Here is a 12,626-nt window from a genome sequence, read left to right as displayed (position 1 = left end):
GAGAACAAGGTGCAGCAACTGGACCCGTCTGGGCTGAGCCGGCGTGAAGTGCTGGCGCGGGGCGGCCTGGGCCTGGCGCTGGCGGCACTGCCGCTTGGCGTGCTGGAAGCCCGCGCACGGGCCGGTGACTACCCGGCGATCACCGCGCTGCTTGAAGGGCTGATCAAAGAGGGCAAGCTGCCGGGGCTGGTTGCCTCGGTCGGCCTGGGCCGCAGTGCGCCGCGCTTCGTTTCGCGCGGGACGCTGGCCTTTGACAGCAAGGCGCCGATGGGGCCGGACAGCCTGTTCCGGATCTATTCGATGACCAAGGTGGTCACCGGCATGGCCGCCATGCAGCTGATCGCGGAGGGCAAGCTGAAGCTTGACCAGCCGATCGCCGAATTCCTGCCGCGCTTTGCCCGGATGCAGGTGCTGGCATCGCCCGACGCCCCGCTTGATCAGGTGCGTCCGGCCAAGGCACCAATTACTGTAAGGCAGCTTCTGACCCACACCGCCGGGCTTGGCTATGCGGTGGTTCAGACCGGACCGATCCAGAAGGCCTTCCTGAAGGCCGGGCTCAATGGCGGGCTGGCCAGCCGCCAACCGTCCGATCAGGGGCCTCTGGTCTATCCCAGCTCGCTGGCCGAGTTCGCCGACCGTCTGGCTGAAATGCCGCTGGTGTACGAACCTGGAACCCAGTGGTCCTATTCGGCCGCGCAGGACCTGCTGGGACGGGTAATCGAAGTGGTCAGCGGAATGCCGTTCGAACGCTATCTCTGGACCCGGTTCTTCGGCCCTTGCGGGATGAGCAATACCGCCTTCCATGTTCCCGCAGCCAAGGTGGCCCGCCTGACCACCAATTACGTGGTCAAAGACGGCGAGCTGATCCCGGTTGATCCGGGTGCGACATCGATCTTCCTCGATCCGCCGCCGCTGCCGTTCGGCGGGTCAGGGCTGATTTCGACCGCGCGTGATTTCGACCGCTTCATGGCGATGCTCGTGGCAGGCGGGAAGGCCGGGGGCAAGCGTGTGATGAACCCGCTTGCCGTGACGCTGGGCACATCGAATCTGCTGCCTCCTGGTGCTGCGACCAAGGGCACCTGGCTGGAAGGGGCGGGGCACGGGGCCGGTGCGCAGCTGGGGCTGGGCGCCAAGGCCGGAGTGCTGGGCTGGAGCGGTGCGGCGGGAACGGTGTTCCGCATCGATCTGAAGCGCGGCATCCGCGTCGCGATCTATTCGCAGCACATGCCGACCAGCGCCTATGAACTCTATGACAAGTTCCCAAAGGCGGCGGGCAGCGATCTGGGCGCGCCGCAGCTGGCGATCTAGGGAGTATCGGGAATGCAAGATCACCTGGCCCTTTCGCGCCGCGCGCTGTTTCGCGGCGGGGCGGCACTGGGCGCCGGAAGCCTGCTGGCCATCCTGCCGGCCAGCCGAGCGCTGGCGCAGGCTGCGGCGCGGGCCGAAGCCGGTGCCAGCTGGCCCAACGTCACCGCCATGGTCGAAAAGTACGTCCGCAGCCGCAAGATCTCGGGAATGATCGCAACGCTGGGTTGGCAGGATCAGGCGCCGCTCTACATCGCGCGCGGCCGCGAAGGGTTTGACGATCGCGATCCCGAAGGCCCGGAAAGCCTGTTCCGCGCCTATTCGATGACCAAGCCGCTGACCGGCATGGCAGCGATGATCCTGATCGACGAAGGCAAGCTGAAGCTTGACCAGCCACTGGCGGACTTCGCGCCCGAATTCGCGCAGATGCAGGTGGCGATCGATCCCAAGACCAGCCTGGCCGCCCGCCCGGCGCAAACGCAGATCACGATCCGTCACCTGCTGACCCACACCAGCGGGCTTGGCTATGCGGTGGTCGGCAAGAACAAGGTGGCCGACCGGCTGTTCGCGCTGGGGCTCAACCCGGGCCTGATCAGCAAACGCCGGATCAAGGGCGTCAACGATGGCCCGCCCACTCCGGGGCCGGACGATTTCCTGCGGCTGAGCGCAACGGTTCCGCTGGTCGCCGAACCGGGTACCCGCTGGTCCTATTCGATGAGCCTCGACGTGCTGGGGCTGATCGTTGGCCGGGCGGCGGGAACCAGTTTCGAACAGTTCGTCAAGGACCGCATTCTGGGCCCCTGCGGGATGGCCAACAGCTTTTTCCAGGTGCCCGCCAGCGCCTCTGCCCGGCTGACCACCAATTATGGCTATTTCCTTAGCCATCCGGTGGCGATCGACAAGCCGGGGCGCTCGATCTACCAGGATCCGATCCCCTTCGCCTTTGGCGGTTCGGGGCTGGTGACCTGCCCGGCCGACTTCGACCGGTTCCTGGCCATGCTGGTCAACTATGGCCGCGCAGGCAGCACCCGGGTGATGAGCGAGGCCGCGGTGCGGCTGGGCACATCGAACCTGCTGCCCGATGGAGCCGATCTCAAGGGGACCTGGGTCGAAGGGCAGTATTTCGGGGCTGGCGGAATTGTCGGCACGGGGCGCGATGAAGGGCTTTATGGCTGGTCGGGCGCGGCCGGGACGATCGGTTTCGCACAAATGAAACTGGCACTGCGTACCAGCCTGTACGTGCAGTACATGCCGCAGGACCGCTTGCCGATTCTCAGGGAATTTCCCAAGGCGGTCGGCGCGGATCTGACCGCGATGCAGGAGAAGAAAGCATGAGCATTGGCCCGATCGCATTTGCCGGGGCCGGACTTGACCGGGCCGACCAGATCCGTTCGGACGCCGATGCGCTAACCGGGCTGATGGACTGGCGGGCCCGGCTGCTGCGGCTCGACGGACTTGATCCGGTGATCGACCCCGATGGCAACCTGGCCTGGGGCACGCTGGCCGATGCCGCGTCCGACAGCGAACTGGTGTTTCTGGGACTGACCGGGGGCAAGGCCTGCTTTGCCGAGGTATCGCCTGCCTTGCTGGGCTCGGTCGCGCCGGCCAACCCGCGGCTGTGGGCGGCAATGTCTGCGCTCGAGCATGCTGAGCTGGCGACCTATGGCACCGCGCGGGCGCTGGTCGATTGGCATGCCCGCCACCGCTATTGCGCGCGCTGCGGCAATCCCACGGTGCTGGCCAAGGGCGGCTGGCAGCGCACCTGCACCAACAATGTCTGCAAGGCGGAGCATTTCCCCCGGGTCGATCCGGTCACGATCATGCTGGTGGAGTTTGAAGACCAGTTGCTGCTGGGCCGCCAGCCGCGCTTTCCGCCGCGGCGCTTTTCCGCGCTGGCGGGCTTTGTTGAACCCGGCGAAAGCATCGAGGAAGCCGTCGCACGTGAGGTCAAGGAAGAGGCCGGGGTGACGGTCCGCGACGTCAGCTATGTCGGCAGCCAGCCCTGGCCGTTCCCGTCCAGCCTGATGATCGGTTGCCATGCCCATGCCATGGGCCGCGATCTGGAAGTGGACCGGACCGAGCTGGACGAGGCCGACTGGTTTACCCGCGAGGAAGTTGCCCATGCGATGAGCGGGGCCGAAGACGGCCGCTTTATCGCCCCGCCGCCCCAGGCTATCGCGCATCATCTGCTCAAATGGTGGCTGGAGAAGTGACCATGCCCGCAAAAGTCTCGATCGACATCTATTCCGACGTGATGTGCCCCTGGTGCATCATCGGTTACAGCCAATTGCAGAAGGGGCTGGCCCAGCTCGACGGCGAAATCGAGGCCGAAGTGCGCTGGCTGCCGTTCGAGCTCAATCCCGACATGCCCGCCGAGGGCGAGGGGCAGAGCGAGCACATCGCCCGCAAATATGGCCGCACCGTGCACGAGGCCGAGACCAACCGCCAGCGCCTGATCGAGATTGGTGACCGGGCCGGCTATTCCTTCGCCTGGACGGGCACGGGCGAGCCGCCCAAGGCGATGATCTGGAACACCTTCGCCGCGCACAAGCTGCTGAAATGGGCGCTGATCGAGCATGGCGCCGAGGTGCAGAACCGGCTCAAGCTGGCGCTGTTCGATGCCCATTTCCAGCAGCGCCGCAATGTTTCGGACCCCGAAGTGCTGACCGACGTGGCGGCCTCGCTGGGGCTCGATCCCGCTGCCGCGCGGGCCGCGCTGGATGACGAGGCACTGGGACTGATCGTCCGGCGCGAACAGTCGCAGGCCTGGGACATGAACATCTCGGGGGTTCCGGCAATGGTGGTCAACGGCCAGTTCCTGATCCCCGGCGCGCAGGAGCCAGAGGTCTATGCCCAGGCGCTGCGCCGGGTGGTGGCCAAGGGAATCACCCCGCCAGCCCAGGCGTGAGACGCTGCTCGCGCCTACGGTGGCCGCGCTGGTCTTGCAGGCGCCTGACGTAAATCTTCATACCTTCGGATACCCGGCAAACCAAGAATTTGCAGTGGGTTAGCAGGCATTTGTTAGGGCCTTGTTAGGGCTGCTGGTTTACCTTTGCGGCACAAGCCAATGCTATTGGCGGCACGATTGCGATGCCTTGCAGCTTCACGATGAGGGAATTCGAAATGCCTGTTGCCGTGCGTTTCCGGACTGTCGTCACCCGCCTCGCCTCGGATGAGGCAGGTCTTTCAACGATGGAATATGGCATGATCCTGGCGCTTGTCGCGCTGGGGTCAATTCCGGCGCTTTCGGCACTTGGCGGGTCCAGCAAGCAGAACCTTGAGCAGACCGAAGCCAGAGTGGAACAGTATCGGCGCAACAACGCCGATCCGTTCAGCCGCGGGAACGGCAGTGTTGCCAGCGACAACCTGGGTTCGGGCAGCAATAGCGGTGGCACCAACCCAAGCGCGGACACGGGTAGCAGTGGCGGCTCGGGCGGTCAGAATGCGCGTGACCCCTTCGAGCCGGCTCCGATGCAAGCCGCCCCGCCGTCGTAAGTATCTGATTGGGTAGGACAGCGAGCGGCATGGGCGCGAAATTCATCGCCAGCGTGAAAGTCTGGACGCGCCGCTTTCGCCAGTGGTGGCGCCCGCTGCTGACTGCGGTGATCCTGTGCTGCGCAGTCATCGTGCTTGGCCCTTCGGATGGGCTCGACCGGCGCTTTTCCGACCGGTTCCTGGTTGCACAGGCGCTTCCCGCCGATCCGCAGATCCTGATTGTCGAGGTTGATCCGGCCGATATCAGGCAGTTCGGCGGCCCGCCGTTCAACCGCGACGCGCTGGCGCGTGTGCTGGAACGGCTTGAGGCTGATGGGGCACGGCGCGTGCTGATCGACATGTTCCTGGCCGATGCGCTTGACCCGGGTGACGATGCCCGCCTGGAAGCGGCGCTGGCGCGGTTGGGACCTGACCGGGTCGGTCTTGTCACGGCGCTCAATCCCGATGACAAACCCTACAGTCGCTTTGCCCGGCATGCGTCGCTGATCGACGCGCGGATCACCCCCGATCCCGACGGCTGGCATCGCCGCATGGGTATGGCGAACACCTGGTGGGGGGCAACGCCGGGAGCCTGGCTGGCTGACGGGCGCAGCGATCCGGCGGTGGTCAACTTCGATCTGCGGATCGTTTCCTCGGGATATCAGCGCCTTTCGATCAGCGAATTGCTGGCCAGCAAGCAGCGACTGGCTGGCCGTCTGGTGATCATTGGCGCAAGCCCGCTGGTTGCCCCCAGCCGCGCGATGTTGCCGCTCAATCAGGCGGCGGATCGCGGGGGGGTGATGGCAGTCGCCACCCAGTCCATCCGGGAGGGCTATGGGCAGCGCTTCCAGCTTGGCGAGCGCGCCAACATGGGGCTGCAGATCCTGGCGATCTTGCTGGGCTTTGGCGCGGCGCTGATGGCGCGTTCCGGGCGCGGGATGGCAATCCTGGCGCTATCCTGCTGCGTGGCGCTCTTTTCCGCCTCGGTCATGCTGGGCACCCGGCTGGGTGTTCCGGCCTATCCGGTGCGCACGCTGGGCGGGTTCATGGTGATAGCCAATGTCACCCTGATCCAACGCTTGCGGATCATTCCGATGATGACCTCGTTCTTCAAGGGCGACATGAGCCCTGAAGAAGTCTGGGCCTGGCGCAGCTGGGAGACCGCCAGTTACCCGGCGTTGCTGTTTTCCGCCAATGGCCGGATCAAGCGCAGCAATCAGGCAGCGCAGGATCTGGTGGCCGAAGCCGGTGACCGGCTCCCCGGCCTCTGTCTGCCGCGGCTGGGCGAACGGGCCAGCGAGATCACGCTGGCCGATGCCGGTGGCGAAGCTCGCAGCTGGCAGGCCGATTGGCCCGACAATCACCTGCCGATCGTGGTTCTGCGCGATACCAGCGAGGTTGAGTCCGCCCGCAGGGCGCTGCAGATCCAGCTGGCAACCGATGACCTGACCGGTCAGTCCAACCGTCGCGGCTTCGATCTGGCGCTGGCCGATGTCATCGTGGCCGAGGCCGGCTTTGCGGTCTTCTTCATCGACATGAACGGCTTCAAGGCAATCAACGACACCTACGGTCACGACGCCGGCGACGAACTGCTGGTGGTCAGCGCCGCGCGGATCGCGCAATGCGTGCGCCCGGGGGACACCGTGGCCCGGATGGGCGGCGATGAATTTGCCCTGATTGTGCGCGGGCTGACCGATCCGGCCCGGGTCAGCGAACTGGCAGTGCTGATCGAACAGGCGGTTTCACGCCCGGTTCGGCTCAACAGCTGCGCGCAGGATGTCCGCGTTGGTGCGGCCGTTGGCTTTGCAATCGCGCCGATCGGCTCTGAACTGACCGATCCTGTCGAGCTGCTGCGCGAGGCCGATCAGGCGATGTACCGCGCCAAACGTGCCGCCAAGAAGCTGCGCGCCGCCTAATCCGCCAGGCGCAGCCCGGCGAACAGGCCGTCGCCCAGCCACTGGGCGAACCACTGCCCGAACTGGTCCAGCCGGTCTTCCCCCGCCTGTGCGGCTGCTTCGCCGAAGCTGGCACCGTCAAGCAGCGGGGCCAGCGCGGCGAACTCGTCCAGGGCGACCAGCCGGTAGTGCGGCGCCAGACCCTTGCGCCAGACCAGCAGCATGGCTGGCTCGATCGCTGCCGGGCTCAATGGCCTCGCCGCCGGATCGGCCAACGCGGACCACAGCGTGGGCAGCGCGCAGGCCACCGGCCGGAAGGCCAGCCCGGCGGCGGGAAGCAGCTCCAACCGTTCCCAGTCGCTTTCCCCCAGTTCCGCACCCGCAAGCATTGCAGGCGTCAGCTCACCGCGATCGGGAGCGGCGAAGGCCTGCTGCATGTGCCATTCCAGCCAGGTCAGGTCGGCCACTTCGGGGTCTTGCGCGAACAGTTCGCGGGCCACGTCGGGAAAGCGCTCGCCATAGGCGTCCAGCGTCCAACTGCACGGTGGGTGGGACAGGATGTAGTGCGCGCTGGCGAGGTCGAACATGTCCGCGCCGACCCAGCGGCGGGTCCGTTCGAAGCTGACCGCCAGCGCATCGGCCAGCCGCGCGCGATAGGCATTGCGGTAGATCGCCATACCCGGGCTGGAAGGGGCCAGATCATCGTCGGCGGCGATCTCGGCGATGAAGCCGCGCTGGCGTTCGATCAGGCTCATGCCGGCAGGCTCGCATGGCTGCGCGCCTGATCGAGTTCGGCCAGCAATTCGCCCAGCGGCGGCACGGCATCGTCGCGCTCGATCATCGTCGCGCAGGGGGCGAAGCGCTCGACCGCCTGGGCATAGAGCGCCCAGACCTCGGCGCAGACCGGTGCGTCATGGGTGTCGATCAGCAGGCCTTCGGGGCCCTGACTGTGTCCGGCAAGGTGGATCTGGCGCACCCGATCCCGGGGTATGGCGTCAAGGAATTCAAGCGGATCGAAGCGATGGTTCACACTCGATACGAAGACGTTGTTGACGTCAAGCAGCAGGTAGCAGCCGCTCTCCTCAGCTAGGATCCGCAGGAATTCCCATTCGCTCAGCGTGCTTTCCGGGAAGGCGTGATAGCTTGACGGGTTTTCGACCAGCAGCGGACGTTCCAGCACGTCCTGCGCCAGCCTGAGATTAGCGATCACGCTCTCCAGCGCCTCGTCGGTATAGGGCAGCGGCAGCAGGTCGTGCGCTGTGTGGCCGGGCACGCCGGTCCAGCACAGGTGGTCCGAGAGCCACAGCGGGCTGACCCGGTCGGCCAGCATCTTGAGCTCGGCAAGGTAATCGCGGTCCAGACCATGCGGCGAACCGAGCGACATCGAAACCCCGTGCATGATCACCGGATGGCGTTCGCGCACCGCGCCCAGCGTGTGCAGCGGACGCCCCCCGCAGGCCATGAAGTTTTCCGAGATGATCTCGACGAAATCGACTGGCTGCTCCGCCGCAAGGAACGCGGCATGGTGTTCCTTGCGCAGGCCCAGGCCAAAGCCGGTAAAGGGTGCGATCTCGCCAGTCATTGAAGTGCTTTCAGGAAAGGGGGTGGCCCGGCCGGCCAGGATGGGGGGCAGGGGGGACCGGCCGGACCAAGGGGGCTCAGCCCAGATCGCCGATCGTGCCGCCCTTCTTGAGGCACTGGCCAGCCGTCATCGCCTTGAAGCCATGGCCCTTGCAGGCGTTCATGCCCTTGCATTCGTGCTGGGTGGTCTTGCAGTCGGCGGTGCCCTTGCAGCTGTTGACGCCGTAACAGTGAACGGTGTCGCCAGCGCCCAGCGCCTTGCCGGTGCTTCCCTGGGGAGCCGGGGCAGCCTGGGCCAGCGCGGCCAGTGCGAAGGTGGCGGCGGTTGCCGCAAGCGCGGCGGACTTCTTGATGGGGGTCATGGTCGTCTCTCCGAAATTCGGTTGTGCCGGGGTGGCATGGGGAATTCGCGGCGGCGGGGCGGATCGGTTACAGCAGGTGCCAAATTATTTTTTTGGAGCGCACCTGTAACCGGCGCATGATGCCGGGCGAATTGGCTGGTACCTGCCGCAGCGGCGGCGGGCATTTGCGACGGGAGAGTCCCTATGAAACCTGCCAAGACCACAGCCGCAATCGCCGCAATCGCGGTTGCCGCGCTGGCCAGTGCCGCCAGCGCGGGCAACGCCCCTGCCCAGCCGATGGAAAAGTGCTATGGCATTGCCAAGGCCGGCAAGAACGATTGCAAGGCCGGACCCGGCACCAGCTGCGCGGGCAGTTCGACCCGCGACTATCAGGGCAATGCCTGGAAGCTGGTTCCCAAGGGCACCTGCCTCACCACCAGGACCCCCAAGGGGCACGGCACGCTGGAGCCCCAGGCGTGAGCGTGATCGCCGCCACGCTTTCACGCTATGATGCGGCCACGCGCAGGCTTTCGGGCGTGGTGCCCGAAGGCTTGCTGCTGGCCTTCGTGCGCGTGGTGCTGGGCGGGATCTTCTGGCGATCGGGCCAGACCAAGGTGGAAGAGGGAACCTGGTTCCAGCTGACCGAAACCACCTATGAACTGTTCCGCACCGAATATGCCGGCGTGCCCCTGCCGGCTGAATTCGCCGCGGTCATGGCCAATGCCGCTGAACATGTGCTGCCGGCCTTGCTGCTGGCCGGGTTGTTCACGCGCGGTGCGGCGCTGGGCCTGTTGGGGATGACGCTGACCATCCAGGTCTTCGTCTATCCCGATGCCTGGTGGCCCGAACATTCGCTGTGGGCGGCGCTGGCGCTGGTGCTGGTGCTGCGCGGGGGCGGGCTGTTCAGCCTTGATGCCCTGCTGGCGCGGAGGCGGGCTTGATCGCTGACGAAGCCAGCCTGGCCCGCCTGGCGGGTCTTGCCCAGCGCGGCGACAAGCAGGCCTATGCGGCCCTGCTTGGCGCCGCGCGGCATTGGCTGGCGCGCTATTTCCGGGGCAGGGGAATGCCCTGCCAGATCGATGATCTGGTGCAGGAGACGCTGCTGTCGCTGCACCGCAAGCTGGCGAGCTATGATCCCGATCGCCCCTTCATGCCCTGGCTGGCGGCGATCGCGCGCTATCGCTTCGTCGATCACCTGCGGCTGGTCTATCGCCAGGCCGAGGATGAACTGGCCGAAGATCATCCCGCGCCTCAACTGGAAGAGCCCGCAATCGCCGCACGGATCAGCCTTGACCGGCTGTTCGAGGCCTTGCCCGAGGCCCAGCAGCGGGCCATCGCGCTGGTCAAGATCGAGGGCCTGTCGATCAGCGAAGCCTCGGCCAGCACCGGCCAGAGCGAAAGCGCGGTCAAGGTCAACATCCATCGCGGCCTCAAACGCCTTGCCGCGCTAGTAGAAAGAGCCTGAAGTGATGCCCAAGTCCACCGACGATCTGATTGCCGGCCTGGTCGATGATCTGCATCCGGTAAGGCCGCTGCGGCAGGCGCGCGGCATGCTGCTGGCCGTGCTGGCGCTGATTGCTGGCGCGCTTGGCATGGCGGGATTCTGGCCGATCCGGACTGATCTGGTCGCGGCGCGTCCTGATGGCATGTTCCTGCTGTCGGCCAGCCTGTTCCTGGTCCTTGGTCTGGCATCGGCCTGGGCGGTGATCGATATGGCCCGGCCGGCGGTGGGAATGCGCCGCGAAGGCTGGGGCTGGACTGCCCTGATGGCGGCAACCTTGCCGCTGGCCGCAGCGGCGCTGCTGGCATTCGAGCTGGCGCGCGGGATGCCGCTGGCGATTGACCGCGATGGCCTGGGCTGCATGCGCTTCGGCCTGGGCTGGTCGGTGCTGACCTTCGCTGCGCTTGTCTGGTGGCTGCGGCGCGGTGCTCCGGTGCTGCCGCAGCGCGCCGGCCTGCTGACCGGCGTGGCAGCGGGCGCGGCGGGGATCTTTGCGGTGTCGCTCTACTGCCCGCACAACGATCTGGTCCACATCGGGATCTGGCATGGCCTGACGGTGGTGCTGGCCGGCCTGATTGGACGGATCGCAGTTCCGCGCCTGATCGCCTGGTAAGCTAGACCAGCCCCAGCCGCGCCAGATCTGCCGCCAGCTGGCCGGGCATGGCATCGCCGGCCACCTCGCCCTGCGCCAGATCGCGCGGGGCGTCTTCGTCATTCAGGTAGCGCCAGCCCTGGTGCGCACGATGCGGCTTGGGCAGCACATCGATCAGCCGGGTCGAGATGACGATATGGGTGCGCCCGCCTTCGGCCTCTTCGAAGCCCAGGATCTCACTGCGCGCGACCAGCTGGCGCTTGAAGATCCAGAACAGCGATCCGCCGACCAGTTCGGCATGGCGCTTGGGCAGGTAACGGGTGGTCAGCCTGGCCACGTCGCCGCGATCGGCGAACCAGGTGTGCATCTCCTCAAGGCTCTGCGCCTTGAACGCCACCTTGGTCAGGTGCAGCGGCATCAGCCGACCAGGCCGCTGGCCACGGCCAGGCCGAGGAAGGCGAAGAAGCCCATCGAATCGGTGATCATGGTCACGAAGACCGAGCTCGCCACCGCCGGGTCCTGATCGAGCCGGTCTAGTGTTACCGGCACCGCTACCCCGGCAAGCCCCGCCGTGATGATGTTGACCACCACTGCGCTGCCGATCACCACGCCCAGCAGCGGGTTGGCGAAGAAGAAGGCCGTGGCCAGACCGATCAGGGCCGCCACGGTTACCCCGTTGAGCACCGCCACGCGCAGTTCGCGCAGCAGGATGCGCCCGGTGTTGGCACGGGTCAGCTGGTTGGTGGCGAGCGCGCGGACTGTAACCGCCATGGTCTGGGTCCCGGCATTGCCGCCGATCGAGGCCACCATCGGCGAGAGCGCGGCCAGGGCAACCAGCTTTTCGATCGCCCCGCCGAAGCTGGAGATGATCGTCGCGCCCAGCAGCGCGGTGACCAGGTTGGCGATCAGCCAGCGTACCCGGCTGACATAACTGTCACGGATCGGTTCGTTGATGTCGCCTTCACCGGCACCGGACAGCAGCAGCACGTCTTCGCCGGCTTCTTCCTGAATGATGTGGACCACGTCATCGACCGTGATCTGGCCCACCAGCCGGCCATCGGCATCGACCACCGCGGCTGAAATCAGCGCGTATTTCTGGAACCGCAGCGACACTTCTTCCTGGTCCATCGTCACCGGGATCAGGCTCTGCTCGCGGGTCATCACATCGCTCAGCGCGATGTGGCGCGGGGTGCGCAGCACCCAGCTGAGCGCGCAGGTGCCGACCGGATGGTGGCGCGCATCGACCACGAACACTTCCCAGAACTCGTTGGCGAGCTCGTGGTTGTCGCGCAGGAAGTCGATCAGATCGCCCACCGTCATGTGTTCGCCTACCGCCACGAAATCGCGGCTCATCAGGCGCCCGGCGGACTCTTCTGGGTAAGACAGCGCGCTTTCGATCGCGGCGCGGTCCTCGGGCTCCATCTCGGCGAGGACGGCCTGCTGGTCCTCCTCGTCAAGGTCTTCCAGCATCGCCACCGCGTCATCGGTGTCGAGCTGTTCGGCGATGTCGGCCACTTCGCCGGCGGGCAGCGCCTCGACCAGCAATTCGCGGACGTGATCGTTAAGTTCGGCGAAGACTTCCGAACCCATCAGGTCGCTGATCGCCTTGGCCAGCGCCGGGCGCTCGTCGGCATCGACCAGTTCGAACAGGTCGGCCACGTCGGCCGGGTGGAGCGGTTCGACCAGGTTATAGACCTCGTCGGTTTCGCCCGCTTCCAGCGCTTCGCGGACCCGCCGGACGAAGTCCTTCTTCAGCGTGTTCTCCTCATCAAGGCTGTCCTCCACGCGCGCGGTATCGGACGCTTCGTGCGCCTGTTCCGCTTCCGCCTGCAGGAGTTCCTCGGGAGTCATCCGCGCCGGTCTAGGCCGCTAGATCGCAAAAGCAACAGGCCAGTCCGCGTGGGCGTGACTTTCCCCACAAGCACCCTATATCGGGC

The 12,626-nt window shown here is 66.2% G+C and carries 15 protein-coding genes; 10 read left to right on the top strand and 5 right to left on the bottom strand.

Features of this window, described 5'->3' with window-relative positions; translation table 11 throughout:
- Nucleotides 1-9 precede the first annotated feature (9 nt).
- From IT549_RS03855 to IT549_RS03830, 6 genes are all read left to right on the top strand, one after another.
- Entirely contained in the window at nucleotides 10-1,308 is a 1,299-nt protein-coding gene (locus IT549_RS03855; RefSeq protein WP_292970097.1) for a serine hydrolase domain-containing protein, read from the top strand.
- 12 nt (nucleotides 1,309-1,320) lie between these two features.
- On the top strand, nucleotides 1,321-2,640 hold the full coding sequence (locus IT549_RS03850) for a serine hydrolase domain-containing protein (protein WP_292970096.1): 1,320 nt from the start codon (nucleotides 1,321-1,323) through the stop codon (nucleotides 2,638-2,640).
- Nucleotides 2,637-3,518 carry an NAD(+) diphosphatase gene (nudC, locus tag IT549_RS03845; protein WP_292970095.1) on the top strand — a complete coding sequence of 294 codons (882 nt, stop codon included), beginning with the start codon at nucleotides 2,637-2,639 and terminating at the stop codon, nucleotides 3,516-3,518. Before IT549_RS03850 ends, nudC begins: the two co-directional genes overlap by 4 nt.
- Before the next feature lie 2 nt (nucleotides 3,519-3,520).
- Nucleotides 3,521-4,213 carry a DsbA family oxidoreductase gene (locus IT549_RS03840; RefSeq protein WP_292970094.1) on the top strand — a complete coding sequence of 231 codons (693 nt, stop codon included), beginning with the start codon at nucleotides 3,521-3,523 and terminating at the stop codon, nucleotides 4,211-4,213.
- 215 nt (nucleotides 4,214-4,428) lie between these two features.
- Nucleotides 4,429-4,800, top strand: a complete 372-nt coding sequence (locus tag IT549_RS03835) for a hypothetical protein (protein WP_292970092.1) — start codon at nucleotides 4,429-4,431, stop codon at nucleotides 4,798-4,800.
- 29 nt (nucleotides 4,801-4,829) lie between these two features.
- Nucleotides 4,830-6,695 carry a diguanylate cyclase gene (locus tag IT549_RS03830; RefSeq protein ID WP_292970091.1) on the top strand — a complete coding sequence of 622 codons (1,866 nt, stop codon included), beginning with the start codon at nucleotides 4,830-4,832 and terminating at the stop codon, nucleotides 6,693-6,695.
- Here the strand turns inward: IT549_RS03830 and IT549_RS03825 are convergent.
- The 3 genes from IT549_RS03825 to IT549_RS03815 all read right to left on the bottom strand — a co-directional run bounded on the left by IT549_RS03825 (nucleotide 6,692) and on the right by IT549_RS03815 (nucleotide 8,617).
- On the bottom strand, nucleotides 6,692-7,429 hold the full coding sequence (locus IT549_RS03825; RefSeq protein ID WP_292970090.1) for a DNA-binding domain-containing protein: 738 nt from the start codon (nucleotides 7,427-7,429) through the stop codon (nucleotides 6,692-6,694). The two genes, IT549_RS03830 and IT549_RS03825, sit on opposite strands and share 4 nt — an antisense overlap.
- Nucleotides 7,426-8,256, bottom strand: a complete 831-nt coding sequence (locus tag IT549_RS03820) for a DUF692 domain-containing protein (RefSeq protein ID WP_292970088.1) — start codon at nucleotides 8,254-8,256, stop codon at nucleotides 7,426-7,428. The genes IT549_RS03825 and IT549_RS03820 overlap by 4 nt, the downstream gene beginning before the upstream one ends.
- A gap of 76 nt (nucleotides 8,257-8,332) precedes the next feature.
- On the bottom strand, nucleotides 8,333-8,617 hold the full coding sequence (locus IT549_RS03815; protein ID WP_292970087.1) for a hypothetical protein: 285 nt from the start codon (nucleotides 8,615-8,617) through the stop codon (nucleotides 8,333-8,335).
- Nucleotides 8,618-8,800: 183 nt separating this feature from the next.
- On the opposite strand from IT549_RS03815, the gene IT549_RS03810 reads away from it, so the two are divergent.
- From IT549_RS03810 to IT549_RS03795, 4 genes are read left to right on the top strand one after another with little or no spacing between them, the layout of a single operon-like run.
- The gene (locus IT549_RS03810) at nucleotides 8,801-9,076 is read left to right on the top strand and encodes a DUF2282 domain-containing protein (protein WP_292970086.1); all 276 of its coding nucleotides are present in this window, start codon (nucleotides 8,801-8,803) and stop codon (nucleotides 9,074-9,076) included.
- On the top strand, nucleotides 9,073-9,537 hold the full coding sequence (locus tag IT549_RS03805; RefSeq protein WP_292970085.1) for a DoxX family protein: 465 nt from the start codon (nucleotides 9,073-9,075) through the stop codon (nucleotides 9,535-9,537). The genes IT549_RS03810 and IT549_RS03805 overlap by 4 nt, the downstream gene beginning before the upstream one ends.
- Nucleotides 9,534-10,061: a sigma-70 family RNA polymerase sigma factor gene (locus IT549_RS03800; RefSeq protein ID WP_292970083.1), complete on the top strand. Its 528-nt coding sequence runs from the start codon at nucleotides 9,534-9,536 to the stop codon at nucleotides 10,059-10,061. The genes IT549_RS03805 and IT549_RS03800 overlap by 4 nt, the downstream gene beginning before the upstream one ends.
- 4 nt (nucleotides 10,062-10,065) lie before the next feature.
- Nucleotides 10,066-10,710: a DUF1109 domain-containing protein gene (locus IT549_RS03795; protein ID WP_292970082.1), complete on the top strand. Its 645-nt coding sequence runs from the start codon at nucleotides 10,066-10,068 to the stop codon at nucleotides 10,708-10,710.
- A 1-nt stretch (nucleotide 10,711) separates the two neighbouring features.
- Here IT549_RS03795 and IT549_RS03790 read toward each other — a convergent pair whose 3' ends face one another.
- Together IT549_RS03790 and mgtE are read right to left on the bottom strand one after the other, a co-directional pair.
- A complete protein-coding gene (locus tag IT549_RS03790) occupies nucleotides 10,712-11,107 on the bottom strand; it encodes a DUF1489 domain-containing protein (RefSeq protein WP_292970080.1) in 396 nt (131 codons plus the stop codon).
- A complete protein-coding gene (gene mgtE / locus IT549_RS03785) occupies nucleotides 11,107-12,540 on the bottom strand; it encodes a magnesium transporter (protein WP_292970079.1) in 1,434 nt (477 codons plus the stop codon). Before mgtE ends, IT549_RS03790 begins: the two co-directional genes overlap by 1 nt.
- Nucleotides 12,541-12,626 lie beyond the last annotated feature (86 nt).

Source organism: Novosphingobium sp. (assembly GCF_020852455.1).
In the GTDB taxonomy this organism is placed as follows: domain Bacteria; phylum Pseudomonadota; class Alphaproteobacteria; order Sphingomonadales; family Sphingomonadaceae; genus Novosphingobium.
Note: the sequence above shows the minus strand (reverse complement) of the source record. Positions and strands in the feature narration are given on the sequence as shown.